The organism is uncultured Catenibacterium sp. (assembly GCF_900540665.1).
In the GTDB taxonomy this organism is placed as follows: Bacteria; Bacillota_I; Bacilli_A; order Erysipelotrichales; family Coprobacillaceae; genus Catenibacterium.
On sequence record NZ_UQGV01000058.1, the window covers coordinates 1 to 16,817 of the forward strand.

Below are 16,817 nucleotides of genomic sequence, written 5' to 3' on the forward strand. Positions count from 1 at the left end.
GCCACTACGTGGCAGGCAAGGGTACATGTTTTTAATTATTTCACCTGTCTACTTGACAGGGGCGGTTCAAACTAGAGCTCTTTTACTATTTACAATGTTTTCTATTGTAAGCATACATAACGGCAATGACAGTTTTACCATCAATAATACGTCCATCAAAGATTGCTTTGTAGGCTTCATCAATTGGCATCTTAATGATATTTAAGAATTCATCCGCATCACACTGTAAAGAATCTTCTACTTCCTTGAAGTCTTCTGCTTCATATATTCTGAGTATTTCACTTGAATATCCAGGTGTAGGAAGCATCTTTAAGATAGGACGCATGTTTTTAGCACGTCTATTTGTTTCTTCCTCAAATTCACGATAACAGGCCTTATCAGGATCTTCTCCTAATTCTAGCTTACCAGCAGGTATTTCTAATGTATCGCATCTATTTGGATAACGGAACTGCTTTACAAGAATAATTTCATCATTCTCTATCGCAAGTATACACACACCGCCATGATGATACACACATTCACGTACGGCAGTATTACCGTCTTGTAATAATACGTGTTCCTTAGTCACCTTCATGATGGCTCCATCATAAATTGTTGTTGAATCTATTTGTTTTTCCATGATTGTCACCTCGACTTTTATTATACCATAATCTAAGAGGTGTATGCTATAATGAGGGGGGTAAAGGAGACGTTATGAAAAAATTAGTAATCGATCAATATGATGATCATCAAAGAATAGATAAATATCTCAAGAAAGTGCTCGTCCAGGCACCTTCTTCACTTATATATAAAATGTTAAGAAAAAAAGATGTTAAAGTAAATGGCAAAAGAGTAAAGGAAAACTATATTCTTCATTCGGGAGATGAGGTGGAACTATTCTTATATGAAGATAAATTCAAGGAATACACAAAGCCTTTAACAATTTATGAGTTACCTATTACTTTTAAAGTTGTTTATGAAGATGCACATATTCTTATTGTAGATAAACCTGCCGGTTTACTTGTTCATGAAGATATTAATGAATCAGTGAATACATTATCTAACCAGGTACTTACTTATTTACATCAGAAGGGTGAATATGATCCAGAAAAGAATATCAGCTTTACACCAGGTCCAGTGCATCGCTTAGACCGTAATACAAGTGGACTTGTGATCTTTGGTAAAGATATGCGAGCACTTCAGGATTTAAATACAATGATGAAAACAAGACAAGGCATTGAAAAGAAGTATCTCACTATTGCAATGGGACATATGAAGGATGCCACATTATCAGGATATGTCAAAAAGAATGAAGATGAAGGAAAGATGTATTTAGTAAAGAAAGATACACCGGGGGCTTTATCTATGAAAACAATAGTGCATGTCTTAAAAAGATGTTCTACTTGCTCTTTAGTAGAAGTACAGCTCATCACCGGCCGTACACATCAGATTCGTATCCATTTAAGTGCGACAGGACATCCGGTTATGGGTGATAGTAAATATGGAGATTTTGAATGGAATAAGGAAGTAAAGAAGAAATTCCATCTTAATCATCAATTCCTCCATGCTTATCGATTAACTTTTGTGAATCCGATAGGCTCTATGAGTTACTTAAAAGGTAAAACGGTTACTTCACAATTACCAGAACAGTTAGAAAAGATACAAAAAGAACTTTTTTCATAGCGTGGAAGTGTAATATGTAATATAATATTTCAAGGAGGTATAGAGAACATGAAGTATTATATTGGAATTGATTTAGGTGGTACAAACGTAAGAACTTTACTTGTTGATGAAAATGGTCAGTCATATAGTGAAGTGAAGGATGCTACTGAAAGAGAAAAAGGACCAGATGCTGTTACTGCAAAAATCTGTCGTCAGATTGAAGCAATCGATTATACAGTATGTGGTGGTATTGAAAATGTAGAAGGTATTGGTATTGGTGTACCTGGACCAGTTGATGTTGTAAAGGGTGTTATGATTATGGCAAGCAACCTTCCTGGTTTTGAAAATTACCCAATTGCTGAAAAGTTATCTACAAAATTCAATAAACCTGTATTTTTAGATAATGATGCAAACGTTGCTGGTCTTGCTGAAGCAGTATTAGGTGCTGGTAAGAATTATCCAACTTGTTATTATGTAACAGTTTCTACTGGTATTGGTGGCGCTTTTACAGTAAATAAACAGCTAATTTCTGGCGGTAGAGGACATGCTGGTGAAATCGGTAATATTATCGTTAAGAATAATGGTTATAAGCAGGGGGCTTTAAACCCAGGTGCTGCAGAAGGAGAATGTTCTGGTACTGCAATCACTAGAAAGGGTCAGGAAGCTCTTGGAAAGGATTTAGTACATCATGCAGGTGATGTATTTAGATTAGCGGCTGAAGGTAATGAAACAGCTCAGGGTATTGCGGATGAATGTATTAGTGAACTTGCTACATTATTCGCAAATATCGCACATACAGTTGATCCACATTGCTTTGTAGTAGGTGGCGGTGTTATGAAGTCTAAGAAGTATTTCCTAGACCAGTTAACAAAAGAATTCAATCAGAAGATTCATGTAGGTATGAGAAATCATATTCCACTACTTGAAACAGAATTAGAAGACTGTGGTGCTATCGGTGCTGCAATGCTTCCAATGACAAGAATGAACGCAGAATAATAGGAGGCTCTTTCAAGAGCCTTTTTTGTGTGGTAGAATACTAGACAAAGGGAGGTAGAACATGAAAAGAGTTGTACTTGGATTAAGTGGCGGTGTAGATAGTGCCGTTGCTGCTTATTTATTAAAGAAACAAGGTTATGAAGTAATCTGTGTATTTATGAGAAACTGGGATAGTTCATTAAATAATGATATTCTAGGTAACCCTACAAATGATGACGATGTATGTCCACAAGAAAAAGATTATCAGGATGCGCAGGCTGTTGCGACTCATCTTGGGCTTGAAATTCGTAGAGTGGACTTTATTAAAGAATACTGGGATCAGGTCTTTACATATTTCCTAGAAGAATATGCGAAAGGTCGTACACCTAATCCTGATATCTTATGTAATAAACATATAAAATTTAAAGCCTTTTTAGATTATGCTAAGTCTATTGATGCTGATTATATTGCGACAGGACATTATGCCCGTGTTGTTCATACTGAAGGAAAAGAATCTGTGATGCTTCGTGGTGTAGATAATAATAAGGATCAGACTTATTTCTTATGTCAATTGAATCAGAATCAGTTAAATAACTCACTGTTCCCAATTGGTGAACTCACTAAACCTGAAGTAAGACGAATTGCGGAAGAACTTGATCTTCCTGTAGCCCATAAGAAGGATTCTACAGGAATCTGCTTCATTGGTGAAAGAGACTTTAGAGAATTCTTAAAGAACTATATTCCTGCTAAATCAGGCAAGATGGTGGATATTGTATCTAAGAAGGTTATTGGTGATCATCAGGGTATTATGTACTATACAATCGGGCAGAGAAAAGGCTTAGGTATTGGCGGTAATGGTGAGCCTTGGTTTGTCGTTGGAAAAGATTATGATAAGAATATTTTATATATTGCTCAGGGGGATAGTAATAAATGGTTATTGTCTCATGGCGCATTGATTACTGATGTGAACTGGGTATCTAAAACAAAGCCAGAAGGTGAATATGATTGTACGGCTAAGTTTAGATATCGCCAGAAAGATAATGATGTATCTTTACACTTTATTGATGAAACAACACTTTATGTTACATTTAAGAAACCAATCAAGGCGGTCACTCCAGGACAGGCAGCTGTCTTCTATGATGGAGATGTATGTCTAGGCGGAGGTACGATTGATAAAGTCTATAAAGACGGCAAGGAGATTGATTATCTATAATGGAAGAATATGAAGGCATTATAAGTAAGGTTATTTTCTATAATCCAGAAAATAAATATATAGTTGCAGTTTTTGAGACAGATGATGAAGAAATCACTATTACAGGAAATATGTCCTATGTCAATAATGATGATCGTTATCGTATTAAAGGGAACTATGTGACACATCCACGTTATGGAAAACAATTCAAGGTGTCTTCTTATGAGATAATTCTAGCGGATGATCGAGGTGAGATTATCCGCTATCTTTCTTCACCGCTCTTTAAGGGAGTAGGTAAGAAGATGGCTGAAAGAATTGTGGATGCTTTAGGTGAAAAAGCTCTTACAACTATTAAGGAGAATCCAGAGTGTTTAAATGGGATTCCTCATATGAGTGAGACAATTAAAAATAATATTGTTGGTATACTCACGAGTCAGGATTATGATCAGCAGGTATTATCTTTCTTTATGGGCAATGGTATTTCTACGCGTAATCTGACTTTAATACAGAATTATTATAAAGAGAAGACACTTGATGTATTGCAGAATGATCCTTATCGTCTTATTGATGATATAGAAGGTATTGGTTTTAAAAGTGTTGACGAACTCGCAATGAAAACCGGTGTAGAGCCACTTGATGAAAAACGTATTCAGGCAGGGATTCTGGCTTCTTTAATGGATTTATGTTTTCAAACAGGAAGTACCTATAGTGATTATGAATCTTTTTATCATAATTTCAGACGTATGCTACCTGAATGTCCTGATGAATTATTTGAGAAGAATCTAGATGATATTACAGGTACAAAAGTAATTCAGGAAGAAGATCGTTATTACCCAGATGATTTATATGAGAGTGAGAAGATGATTGCTGAAAAGTTTGAACGTTATCTGAATCAATCAGCTAATCCTATTGAAGAGTCTTTAATTGATGAAAAAATTAAAAGAACAGAAAAATCACAGGGTATTACATATGATGAAATACAGAAGAATGCGATTAAGAAGTTCTTAGAAGAATCTGCGCTTATTTTAACAGGTGGTCCAGGTACAGGGAAAACAACAATCGTACAGGCTATTTTAAAGGTTTATCGTTCATTATATCCTGATGAAAAGATTGGTTTGGTAGCACCTACAGGACGTGCGGCTAAGCGACTATCAGAATTGACTAAACTAGAGGCATCCACTATTCATCGCTTATTAAAATGGGATATATCTACTAATACATTCTCTATGAATGCCGATCATCCTTTAGATATAGATCTCCTTGTTATTGATGAGTTCTCGATGGTAGATACTCTCTTATTTTCTAAATTACTAGATGCCTGTGGTCATGTTCATAAGATTCTGCTTATTGGTGATGACCAGCAGCTGCCATCTGTATCACCAGGTAATGTCTTAAAGGATATGTTATTGAGTGGTATTCCTCATATCTGCTTACAGACTATTTATCGTCAAGAAGAAGGCAGTGGCATTGTGGCATTATCCCATGATATTAGAAACGATCAATATGATTCACATGTCTTTGATGATTATCGTGATATTCATTTTACTGTCTGTCCTAATAAAGATGTCGCTCATTGTGTACAGATTATTGTGAAAAAGGCAGTCGAAGAAGGTTATGATGCATCTGATGTACAGGTACTTGCTCCTATGTATCGTGGTGTTGCAGGTATAGATGCTTTAAATGAATCGTTACAGGCTATTTTTAATCCACCCACAAGTGATAAAGCTGAAATCAAAGTGGGCGGTAAAATCTTTAGGGAAGGAGATAAGCTTCTTCAATTAAGAAATCGTCCGGATGATGATGTCTATAATGGAGATGTAGGTATTCTAGTAGAAATAGAAAGTAAGGAAGATACAGGGTTACCTTATGACAGCTTGACAGTGGACTTTGATGGTCAGTTTGTCAATTATCGTACCAGTGAATTCAATATGTTAAGGCATGCTTATTGCATGTCCGTTCATAAATCTCAGGGTAATGAATTTAAGATTGTTATTATGTCAGTGCTGCCAGAATATAGCATCATGATGAAGAAGAACTTATTATATACAGGTATCACAAGAGCTAAGCAGTCTTTGTTTATCTTAGGAGATCATAGTGTCTTTATTCGAGGTCTACATAATAATCAGGATGAACAAAGACGCACAACATTACTCAAACGCTTTCAGGAGAGACAGAATACTTCTACTTTTTCGATATCTGACTTCGAATAATCAAGTAAATAATTCGTTAAAAACATTAAATTTAAGTTATTTTTGTAAAGTACTTTACATAAACTTAAGATTATTTTAACATTTAGTTAACGACATTTGCGTGGAGACACGTTATAATGGAGTGGTAAAAGAAGGAAAACGAGATTATGAAAATAACTAACTGGCTTGATTTGTTAGGTGGGCTGGCACTCTTTTTGTATGGAATGCAGGTTTTGAGTGATTCCTTAGAAGATGCTGCAGGTGACCGCTTAAAAACTATCTTAGAAAAATTAACAAATACAAAATTTAAAGGTGTTCTTGTCGGAATCGGTGTAACAGCTGCTGTGCAGAGTTCTTCTGCGGTGACTGTTATGTTGATTGGTTTCATGAATGCTAGCTTGATGACATTAAACAGATGTATCTGGGTTGTAATGGGTTCTAATATCGGTACAACTATTACAGCGCAGATGATTGCAATTAATGTAGGTGTTGTTGCACCGGTCTTTGCCGTTACGGGTGTCTTCATGTGCTTATTCTTTAAGAGTCGTAAGGTAAGAGGTATTGGTTCAGTCATGACTGGATTTGGTATTCTTTTCATGGGTCTGAATATGATGAGCGGGGCCGTTGTGCCACTTCAGAAGGAACCGGTCTTTATTAAATTAATGACAACTCTTTCTAATCCAATACTTGCAGTATTATTTGCGGCTGCCTTTACTGCATTGATCCAGTCTTCTGGTGCAGCAGTAGGTATCCTTTCTGCACTTGCAACTAAGGGCTTAGTTCCATTTAGCACAGCAGCATTCATGGTATGTGGATTAAACATCGGTACTTGTATTACTGCTATTCTTGCATCAGTGACTGGATGTAGAAATTCTAAGCGTATTGCGACATTCCATGTTTTATTTAACTTAGTAGGTACAATCTTCTTCTTGATTGTATGTTCTGTTACACCATTATTATCATGGATTGCAGCATTCTCTGGATCTCCAGCTCATCAGGTGGCAAATTTCCATACAGTATTTAATATTGCGACTACACTTATTATGCTGCCATTTGATGCGGTGTTTATGAAACTTATCTACAAGTTATTACCAATCAAAGGTGAAATGCTTGCAGAAGGTTCTTTAATCGAAGAATAGAGATAAGGCTTGCGCCTTATCTCTTTTTTATGTATAATAGGTGCATAATCGTTGAGAAAGACAAGTACTTCATAGAGGTCTTAAGAGAGAGAACGGGTGGTGCAAGTTCTTGGGTGTATGAAGGAAGGCTCCTTTCGAGAGTGATGTAAACATCAACGTATGACTGCGTTAAAGTCATAAAGGGCATAGATAGTATCTATGAATAAGGATGGTACCGCGATTTAAGTCGTTCCTTTTAAGGAACGGCTTTTTTATTTAGGAGGATATTATGAAAAAGTTAACAGGTAATCAGACTCGTGCATTATTCCTTGAATATTTCAAGAAACAGGGACATATGGTTGAACCAAGTGCTTCATTGATTCCACATGATGACCCAACATTATTATGGATCAATGCAGGTGTAGCTGCATTAAAGAAATACTTTGATGGTACAGAAAAACCAGCATGTCATCGTATCACAAATGCACAGAAATCTATTCGTACAAACGATATTGAAAACGTAGGGAAGACAGCACGTCACCATACATTCTTTGAAATGTTAGGTAACTTCTCTATTGGTGATTATTTTAAAACAGAAGCAATTCATTTTGCATGGGAATTCTTAACAGGAGAAGAATGGCTTGCTTTTGATAAAGATAAATTATATATCACTGTTTATACAGATGATGAAGATGCGTACAATGTATGGACTAAAGAATGTGGTGTAGATCCATCACATATCTTAAAGACTGCAGATAACTTCTGGGAAATCGGTGCAGGACCTGGTGGACCAGATAGTGAAATCTTCTACGACCGTGGAGAAAAATATGACCCAGATCATATTGGTGAAAGACTATTCTTTGAAGAAATGGAAAATGATCGTTATGTAGAAATCTGGAACATTGTATTCTCACAGTTTGATTGTGATCCTACAATTGATCGTAAGGATTATAAAGAATTACCACATAAGAATATTGATACTGGTATGGGTCTTGAAAGAATTACTTCAATCATCCAGGAAGGTGAAACAAACTTCGATACAGACTTGTTCTTACCTATCATTCATGCAACAGAAGAATTAGCTGATGTAAAGTATGCAGAAGATAAGATGGCTTATAGAGTTATTGCCGATCATATCCGTACTGTTACATTCGCATTAAGTGATGGTGCTATGTTTGACCGTGCAGGACGTGGTTATGTATTAAGAAGAATTTTAAGAAGAGCTGTTCGTTATGGTAAGAACATCGGTATCGATAAGCCTTTCTTATATACTTTAGTAGATGTTGTAGTAGAAAATATGAAAGAGTTCTATGATTATCTTCCAGAAAAAGCAGAATTCGTCAAAGAGGCTGTTAAGAAGGAAGAAGTGGCATTCCATAAGACATTATCTCAGGGTGAAAAGAAGATCAAAGATGTTATTGCACACTCTGATAATAAGATGATTGATGGTTCTACTGCTTTCATGTTATATGATACATATGGTTTCCCACTAGAATTAACTATTGAAATAGCTGAAGAATCTGGATTCAGCGTAGATAGCGAAGGATTCCAGGTAGAAATGAAAGCACAGCAGGATCGTGCACGTGCAGCACGTGGTGAAAGAGAATCAATGGCTTCTCAGAAGATTGATTTAATGGATTTCACTACACCTTCTACTTTTGTTTACAACACAGCACCTTGTAAGACTACAGTCATTGGACTATTCAAGGATGGAGAAAAGGTTGAAGAATTAACTGATGAAGGTGAAATCATTGTTGAAACAACTAATTTCTATGCTGAAATGGGTGGCCAGTGTGCAGATACAGGTTCTGCTCATTCAGATCAGTTTGATGGGGAAGTAGTGAATGTATTAAAGGCACCTAATGGTCAGCACTTACATTATATTAAATTAACTAGCGGTATTGTACATGTAGGTGATACTGTAGAATTAACAGTAGATACAGCACGTCGTGCTTTAATTGAAAATAACCATACAGCCACTCACTTATTAGATGCAGCATTAAAGAATGTCTTAGGAGCACATGTTGGACAGGCTGGTTCATACTTAGATGAAAACAGATTACGTTTTGATTTCACTCATCCATCAAAGATGACTAAAGAAGAATTGACAGCTGTAGAAGATATGGTTAATGAATATATCTTCAAGGGTGTAGATGTAGATGTAAAAGAAATGCCTAAGGAAGAAGCAATCAATGCAGGTGCAACAGCTTTATTTGATGAAAAATATGGTGATGTTGTAAGAGTTGTACGTGTAGGTGACTTCTCAGTTGAATTATGTGGTGGTACACATGTTTCTAATACTGCAAAGATTGGTTTATTCAAGATTGAAATGGAAACTTCAGTTGGTTCTGGTGTAAGAAGAATTGAAGCAGTGACTAATGTGAGAGCTTATAAAGCATTAAGAAAATCTGAAGAAACTTTAGAAGAAGTAGGTACTGTACTTAAGGCCAATGATTTGAATAAGATTGTAGAAAAAGCTGAAAGCACTATGACTTCACTTAATGCAATGAAGAAAGAAATCGAAACATTAACTAGTAAGTTGAATGCATTAGAAGCAAAGAACCAGGCATCTCAGGTTGAAGAAGTCAATGGTGTGAAGTTCCTTTATACTCATGTAGAAAAGGATAATGCAGCTACTAAGCAGATGGCATTTGATTTTAGAGACCAGTTAGGTAGTGGTATTGTCGTAGTGACAAGCACTTATGAAGGAAAAAATTCATATTTTGTAGGTATTACTAAAGATCTTACAAGTACATATAAAGCAGGTGTATTAGTTAAAGCTATGAATGAAGTACTTGATGGCCGTGGCGGAGGAAAACCAGATTTCGCTCAGGGTGGTGCACCTACATTAGATAAGATTGATGAAGCAATCGCTGCTTTAAAATCTAAATTGTAAAAAAATTGAATTTCATCTTCGTTTATACTAAAATATAATTTGTATAGGGAGGGTTCATTATGGCACAAGATTATACACAGACAAGAGTATTTAACTCAGAAGATCTCAAGCGAGAAGTAATTAGAAACAACTTAATGACAGTTGCTGAGGCTTTAGAAGAAAGAGGATATAATGCAGTTCACCAGATTGCTGGTTATCTGATCTCTAATGATCCTGCTTATATTTCAAGTCATAAGAGTGCAAGATCTATTATTCAGCAGGCTGATCGTGATGAAATTATTGAAGAACTTGTAAAGTTTTATTTGGAGTCTAAATAGTGGAAAAGATTTTAGGACTAGATTTAGGTTCACGTACTTGCGGTATTGCGATAAGTGATACATTAGGAATGCTTGCACATGGTGTAGAAACTTATCATTTCAGCGAAAACGCTTATAAGAAATGTGCTTATCATATCAAGAATATCGTAGAAGAGAATAATATTCATACAATTGTTTTAGGATTACCTAAGCATATGAATGGTGATCTTGGTGAACGTGCACAGATTTCTATTGATTTTAAAGAACGTTTAGAGAAGATGATGGATGTTGAAGTTATTCTTGAAGATGAAAGATTAACTACTGTTATAGCGACAAATAATCTGATTTTTGGTGATGTTTCTAGAAAGAAACGTAAACAGGTTGTTGATAAGATGGCAGCAGTTGAAATTCTTCAGGGCTATCTTGATAAGATAAGGAGATAAGCAATGAACGACAATAAAATTGTGATTACTGATAATAATGGGGAAGAAAACGTATTTGAAATTCTTTTCACTTATGAGGATGAAGAGAACGGAAATAAATATGTCATGTATTATAGTGAAGACGATGATGAGCAGATTTTTGCATCTCGTTATGATGATGACAATCATTTATACGATATTGAAGATCCAGCTGAATGGGAGCGTCTAGAAGAAGTTCTAGAAGACTTCAATATGCATGATGAAGAAGCAACAGATGATAAATGTGATGGCTGCGTATGCGAAGATGGGGACTGCGTCACAGATTGTTCTGAATGTGATAAGAACTAGGTAACAACCGTTACCTAGTTTTAGTAAGGAGATTATTATGGGACTTTTTAATAAAACAAAAACAGTAGATATTTTCTTTGTAGGCAGTGAAGGAACAGACCTTGATCGTGGTATCTATGCATTCTATTTTAATGTAGATAACGGAGAAATCATTAAGAAATCTTTCGTTAAGTCTCTTGCCAGCCCTCTTGCAATGAATAGAAATGGACGTTTTATGTACTTGACTTACCGTAATGGGACAGGACGCGCTCAGGATGGTGGGATCTGGCAGTATGCCTGCATGGAACTTCAGCTAGGACTTGCAGCAAGAATTGGTAATGAAGGACGTACATATATCCAGACTGTTTTAAATAAAGATCGTAATTATGCCTATGCAATTGATTATTATAATGGTGAAGTAGTCACTGTACCAATTAAGACTTCTAAAATCATTAGAGTATCAAAAACAGTAAAACTAGATGGTCATAGTATTGATCCAGTAAAACAGACTGAATCTCATCCTACATCTATGACATTCACTCCAGATAATACTAAACTTGTTGTCACTGATTTAGGTGGCGATGAAGTGATCTTCTTTACTGAAGGTGAAAAGGGTGAATTAATCAAGGATGAAGAATTATCATTCAAGCTTACTCCTGGCAGTGGTCCATTGAAGCTTGTTTATTCTAAGAACCGTAAATTTGCATATATCTTGAATTCAATTTCAAGTACAATTGCTTGTTATAGTGTAAAGCATAACAAGTTTACTCTAGTTGATGAAGTGATGACTTATTCTAGAGATGAATATGATGGTGTGAATACACCTATGGATATGGTTATTACTGAAAATGGACATTTCATCTTTGTAATTAATAAAGGTGATGATACACTTGTTGCCTTTGAAAGAGACGCAAAAACAGGAAAACTTACAAGAGTGGACTGTATGGAAACAGATGAAGGACCTAAATCTTTACTCTTATTTAGAGATAAGTACCTGCTTGTTGCATGTAAACAGGGTGGATCACTTGAAAGCTTTGAAATTAAAGAAGATGAAAAACGTGCTGTTCTATATGAAACACATCATCAATTCACTATCCATGCCCCAGTATGTATGGAAAAAGGAGCAGAAAACTTACGTGTAGTAAAATAAGGCATTTTCATGCCTTTTTTTTTATGGCAATTATCGGCTTAATTCTATATAATGGTTAAGGAAAAGGAGATGTAAGTATGAAAAAGAAAATCATAGCGGCAGTCCTTGTAGTTGTATTATTAATTGGAGGAACAGGCTTATTTTATATAAGTGGTACAGGACATGTCTCTTCTAAAAGTGAAGTCGTACATGTGACTGTAAAAAAGGGTGAGAATGCCTATACAGTATTAAATACATTAAAATCAAAAGGTTTAGTAAAAAATACATTAGCAGCGAAGGTTTATTTAAAACTTCATAAACCGTCTGTTGTTTCTCAGACTTACAATTTGAATAAGAATATGTCACTTTCAAAGATGTATGACATCATGTCAAAGATGAACAGTCCTTATGTTGTGAAATCTTCCTTGACTATTCCTGAAGGAATCACTATTCCTCAGGTGGCTAAAAAAGTTGCAAATGTAACTGGTAAAACAGAACAGGAAGTATTAGATAAATGGGCTGATCAGTCTTATTTAAAGCAGTTAATTTCTAAATATTGGTTCTTAAGTGATGATATTCTTCAAAAGGGCATTCATTATCCATTAGAAGGTTATCTCTATCCAGAAACATATGTACTTTATGGTGAATCTACAACTATTGAAAAGGTCACAGAAGAAATGCTGGATTATATGGATCAACAATTAACACCTTATAAGGATTCAATGACTAAGCTTGGTTATACACCTCATCAATTCTTAACATTATGCTCAGTCGTAGAAAGAGAATCTTTATTTGATAAAGACCGTCCAGCCATTGCGGGCGTATTTATCAATCGTTTAAAGATAGGTATGAGATTACAGTCAGATATTACTGTCAACTATGCATTAAATAGAACAGGTGTCAAAGTCTCTACAAAGATGACTAAGATTGATTCTCCTTATAATACATATAAATATGCAGGGCTTCCTATTGGTCCTATTGCATGTGTTCCACAAAAGACAATGGATGCAGTCGCAAACTATACACCATCTGATTATTTATTCTTCTTTGCGAAGAAAGATGGGACTGTCATCTATTCAAAGAAATATGAAGAACATCAAAAAGCAGTGAAGGAGAATAAGTGGTATTAATGAAATCATTTTATGAATTAGAAGAATATGCACTTGTGAAAGATGTGCCTATTATGCAGAAGGAAGGTATTGAATACCTTATTGATGAATTAAATAAGAGAAATGCGGAGTCTGTATTAGAGATTGGAAGTGCCATTGGGTATTCATCTTTAATGATGGTAACTCATGTCAAAGGTCTTCATGTAGATACAATTGAAAGAGATGATACACGTTATCAGGAAGCAGTTGTAAATATTAAGGATTTCCATCAGGAAGACAACATCACAATCTATCATGAAGATGCATTAGAGTTTGATGATACATTGTTGAATCATGCTCCTTATGATTGTCTATTTATTGATGCGGCTAAAGCGCAATATCAGCGTTTCTTTGAAAAATATGTCCCTTATTTAAAGGAAGATGGATTTGTGTTAGTGGATAATCTTGATTTCCATGGCATGATTTTTGATATACCAAATATTAAGAATAGAAACACACGTGCTCTTGTAAGAAAGATCAAACGTTTTAAAGACTGGATCTTCTCTAATGAAGAGTATGATGCACATTATGTGCAGGTAGGTGATGGTCTATGTATCATTACTAGAAAGGATTAAAATGAAAATCGCAATTAATTTAAATAATCGTGGATATCTTTATGATTATGTTGATATGGGTGTTTCTTTGATTATGGCTGGATCAGACTATAGTGTTTTGACACCAGTGAAGTTTTCTATTGAAGAATTGAAAGAAATTAAAGAACAGGCTAAAGAACTTTATGTTTATGTAAATGCTATGTATGACGAACATGATCTAGAAGGCTTAGAAAAGCATATTGATGCGTTACATGAGATTGGAATCAATGGATTGATTTTCCAGGATTTTGGTGTATTACGTATGGTGAATCAAAAGGGTTATGATTTCAAGATGATTTATCACCCTTTAACTCTTAATACCAATTCAAGTACATTGAATACTTTATCTCATTATGGTATTTCTGGTGCTTTTGTTTCTAAAGAAATATCTTTAAAGGAACAGCTGGAAATCCGTAAGAATTGTGATATGCCATTATTTGTATTAGGCCATGGTGTACAGTATATGATGATGAGTAAGAGACATTTGATTTCTAACTATGAATCAGCAAGCAATACTACTTTAGACCATAATAAAGATGCTCTTACAATCAATCCACGTGGACAGGATTTCCCATGTCATATATATGAAACAAGCCGTGGAACGGCTGTGTTCAGTAAATCTAGACTATATACATTGGACTTATTCAATACACTAAAGGACTTTGACTACCTTTATATTGAAACAATGTTTATGGATTCAAGAGAAGCAGTAGAAGTCACTAGTATGTATTGTGATTGTCTTAAAGCCCTAGAAAGAGGTACATATGATAAAGAAGTGAAGGAATATCTTCCTTTATTAAGAAAGATATCAAAACCTCTTGATCGTGGTTTTCTATATGATGATACAATTTATCGTCTTGAAGATGTAAAGAGGAGGGATCTAGAAGATGCAGCCAATAAGTAAGATTATTGATGGTCGTCGTGTGATTGTAAAGAAACCAGAATTACTTGCCCCTGCAGGAAACCTAGAAAAGCTTAAAACAGCTATTATCTATGGTGCAGATGCAGTGTTTATTGGTGGTAAAGAATTCTCTTTACGTTCCCAGGCATCTAACTTCTCTATAGAAGATATTAAAGAGGCGGTACAATTCGCTAATCAATATGGTGCTAAAATACATGTTACATGTAATATCATTCTTCATCATGATAACCTAGAAGGTATTAAAGAATACTTACAGGCATTAGATGATGCAGGTGTTACAGCTATTATTGTGGCAGACCCATATATTATGAATCTAGCAAAAAGCATGAACTTAAAACTAGAAGTTCATGTCTCCACACAGATGTCTGTCACTAACTCATCTGCTGTTAAGTTCTTTGAAGATATGGGAATGGATAGAGTTGTACTTGGTCGTGAAACAACTTTTGTTGACCTTAAGGATATTAGAAAAAATGCTCCTGATATTGACTTAGAGTATTTCATACATGGGGCAATGTGTATTTCTTATAGTGGTCGCTGTATGTTATCTAATTACTATTCAAGAAGAGATGCCAATAGAGGTGGCTGTTCACAGAGCTGTCGCTGGTATTATGATTTAGAAGAAAATGGACAGTCTATCAATGAAGATTTCCCATTTACTATGTCTTCTAAGGATATGTGTCTCATCCATCATATTGGTGAATTAATTGAATGTGGTATAGATTCATTCAAGATAGAAGGACGTATGAAGTCTGTTCATTATATTGCGACTGTTGTATCTACATATAGAAAACTTATTGATACATATTGCGCTGATCCTGATCATTTTGCGGACTCACAGAAATATGAAGATGAATTACAGAAGGCAGCCAATAGAGCATTCTGTCATGGATTCTTCTATGATAATCCTGGTGTAGATGAACAGCTTTATAACTTAAGAGATGAACATCCTACACAGGAATTCGTCATGCGTGTTCTAGGATATGATCAAGAAACAAAACGTGCAAAAATTGAACAACGTAACTATTTTAAAGTGGGGGACAAGATAGAAATATTCTCTCCTAGTCATTCAAATATTTATTTTACTGTTGATAAGATTTATAATGAAGATAATGAATTGGTGGAAGTAGCGAACCACCCAATGGAAATACTTTATGTAGAAATTGATTATCCAGTATTAGAGAATGATATGGGAAGGAAGGTAAACCATGGAAAATAAAGCTGTCATTATTGGGATTGCAGGAGGAAGTGCTTCTGGTAAGACTTCCATTGCGCAATCCATCTATGACCGTTTTAAAGGCAGTCATAGAGTAAAAATCATCAAACAGGATGATTACTACAAAGATCAAAGTGACAAGACAATGGAAGAAAGAGTTAAAACAAACTACGATCATCCATTTGCGTTTGATAATGATCTATTAGTATCAGATTTAAAGAAACTTAAACAGAAAGAAAGAATTGAAAAGCCTACTTATGATTATGCTAAGCATACAAGAAGTGATATCACAGAAGTCATTGAAGATCGTGATGTTATTATTCTTGAAGGTATCTTTGTATTAGCAGAAGAAGAGGTAAGAAATCTCTGTGATATTCTGATCTATGTGGATACAGATGCTGATATCCGCTTTATCAGACGATTAAGAAGAGATGTAGAAGAACGTGCAAGAACTGTTGATTCAGTCTGCAACCAGTATTTAGAGACTGTCAGACCAATGCATGAACAGTTCATTGAACCATCTAAGAAATATGCTCATATTATTATTCCAGAAGGTGGCACAAATACTGTCGCAATTGATTTATTGATCACAAAAATAAGTAGTATTCTAGGCGATTAAATCGTTCTTGTCTAATTAAAATAAGTATGTTATTAATGAGTGGCGAAAAAACCATAGGCTTGTCTATGGGATGAAAGCCACATAATTAAAAGAATTAAGATTAATAGAATCAAAGTATTGAATAGTGGAATCAAAAT

Annotated in this window: 16 protein-coding genes and 1 other annotated feature; of the genes, 15 read left to right on the forward strand and 1 reads right to left on the reverse strand. The window is 35.1% G+C overall.

Features of this window, described 5'->3' with window-relative positions:
- Positions 1 to 85 precede the first annotated feature (85 nt).
- The gene (locus QZQ55_RS07995; RefSeq protein WP_270468610.1) at positions 86 to 619 is read right to left on the reverse strand and encodes an NUDIX hydrolase; all 534 of its coding nucleotides are present in this window, start codon (positions 617 to 619) and stop codon (positions 86 to 88) included.
- Positions 620 to 693: 74 nt separating this feature from the next.
- Between QZQ55_RS07995 and QZQ55_RS08000 the strand changes: the two genes are divergently transcribed.
- The 15 genes from QZQ55_RS08000 (at position 694) to udk (ending at position 16,680) form a co-directional block, all read left to right on the forward strand.
- Positions 694 to 1,662, forward strand: coding sequence for an RluA family pseudouridine synthase (locus QZQ55_RS08000; RefSeq protein WP_006506269.1), 969 nt, complete (start codon positions 694 to 696; stop codon positions 1,660 to 1,662).
- 48 nt (positions 1,663 to 1,710) lie between these two features.
- On the forward strand, positions 1,711 to 2,637 hold the full coding sequence (locus QZQ55_RS08005; RefSeq protein WP_006506268.1) for an ROK family protein: 927 nt from the start codon (positions 1,711 to 1,713) through the stop codon (positions 2,635 to 2,637).
- Between the two features lie 61 nt (positions 2,638 to 2,698).
- Entirely contained in the window at positions 2,699 to 3,829 is a 1,131-nt protein-coding gene (gene mnmA, locus QZQ55_RS08010; RefSeq protein WP_006506267.1) for a tRNA 2-thiouridine(34) synthase MnmA, read from the forward strand.
- Positions 3,829 to 6,018: an ATP-dependent RecD-like DNA helicase gene (locus QZQ55_RS08015; protein ID WP_270396599.1), complete on the forward strand. Its 2,190-nt coding sequence runs from the start codon at positions 3,829 to 3,831 to the stop codon at positions 6,016 to 6,018. Before mnmA ends, QZQ55_RS08015 begins: the two co-directional genes overlap by 1 nt.
- Positions 6,019 to 6,164: 146 nt before the next feature.
- A complete protein-coding gene (locus tag QZQ55_RS08020) occupies positions 6,165 to 7,136 on the forward strand; it encodes a Na/Pi cotransporter family protein (protein ID WP_295092045.1) in 972 nt (323 codons plus the stop codon).
- Positions 7,137 to 7,178: 42 nt separating this feature from the next.
- Positions 7,179 to 7,373: a binding site (T-box leader), on the forward strand.
- A gap of 31 nt (positions 7,374 to 7,404) precedes the next feature.
- Positions 7,405 to 10,011 carry an alanine--tRNA ligase gene (gene alaS / locus QZQ55_RS08025; protein WP_295092048.1) on the forward strand — a complete coding sequence of 869 codons (2,607 nt, stop codon included), beginning with the start codon at positions 7,405 to 7,407 and terminating at the stop codon, positions 10,009 to 10,011.
- 59 nt (positions 10,012 to 10,070) lie between these two features.
- Positions 10,071 to 10,328 (forward strand): IreB family regulatory phosphoprotein, encoded by a 258-nt coding sequence (locus QZQ55_RS08030; protein ID WP_006506263.1) that lies wholly within the window; start codon positions 10,071 to 10,073, stop codon positions 10,326 to 10,328.
- On the forward strand, positions 10,328 to 10,750 hold the full coding sequence (gene ruvX, locus QZQ55_RS08035) for a Holliday junction resolvase RuvX (protein ID WP_295092051.1): 423 nt from the start codon (positions 10,328 to 10,330) through the stop codon (positions 10,748 to 10,750). Before QZQ55_RS08030 ends, ruvX begins: the two co-directional genes overlap by 1 nt.
- A 3-nt stretch (positions 10,751 to 10,753) precedes the next feature.
- Positions 10,754 to 11,077: a DUF1292 domain-containing protein gene (locus tag QZQ55_RS08040; RefSeq protein WP_295092054.1), complete on the forward strand. Its 324-nt coding sequence runs from the start codon at positions 10,754 to 10,756 to the stop codon at positions 11,075 to 11,077.
- A 37-nt stretch (positions 11,078 to 11,114) separates the two neighbouring features.
- On the forward strand, positions 11,115 to 12,206 hold the full coding sequence (locus tag QZQ55_RS08045) for a beta-propeller fold lactonase family protein (RefSeq protein WP_295092057.1): 1,092 nt from the start codon (positions 11,115 to 11,117) through the stop codon (positions 12,204 to 12,206).
- Between the two features lie 77 nt (positions 12,207 to 12,283).
- Positions 12,284 to 13,315, forward strand: a complete 1,032-nt coding sequence (mltG, locus tag QZQ55_RS08050; RefSeq protein ID WP_295092060.1) for an endolytic transglycosylase MltG — start codon at positions 12,284 to 12,286, stop codon at positions 13,313 to 13,315.
- Complete coding sequence (locus QZQ55_RS08055; protein ID WP_295092063.1) at positions 13,315 to 13,908, forward strand: O-methyltransferase; 594 nt, start codon at positions 13,315 to 13,317, stop codon at positions 13,906 to 13,908. The genes mltG and QZQ55_RS08055 overlap by 1 nt, the downstream gene beginning before the upstream one ends.
- 1 nt (position 13,909) lies before the next feature.
- Positions 13,910 to 14,830, forward strand: a complete 921-nt coding sequence (locus QZQ55_RS08060) for a peptidase U32 family protein (RefSeq protein ID WP_295092066.1) — start codon at positions 13,910 to 13,912, stop codon at positions 14,828 to 14,830.
- The gene (locus QZQ55_RS08065) at positions 14,814 to 16,064 is read left to right on the forward strand and encodes a U32 family peptidase (protein WP_295092069.1); all 1,251 of its coding nucleotides are present in this window, start codon (positions 14,814 to 14,816) and stop codon (positions 16,062 to 16,064) included. Before QZQ55_RS08060 ends, QZQ55_RS08065 begins: the two co-directional genes overlap by 17 nt.
- Entirely contained in the window at positions 16,054 to 16,680 is a 627-nt protein-coding gene (gene udk, locus QZQ55_RS08070; protein ID WP_295092073.1) for a uridine kinase, read from the forward strand. Before QZQ55_RS08065 ends, udk begins: the two co-directional genes overlap by 11 nt.
- The last annotated feature ends 137 nt before the right edge of the window (positions 16,681 to 16,817 follow it).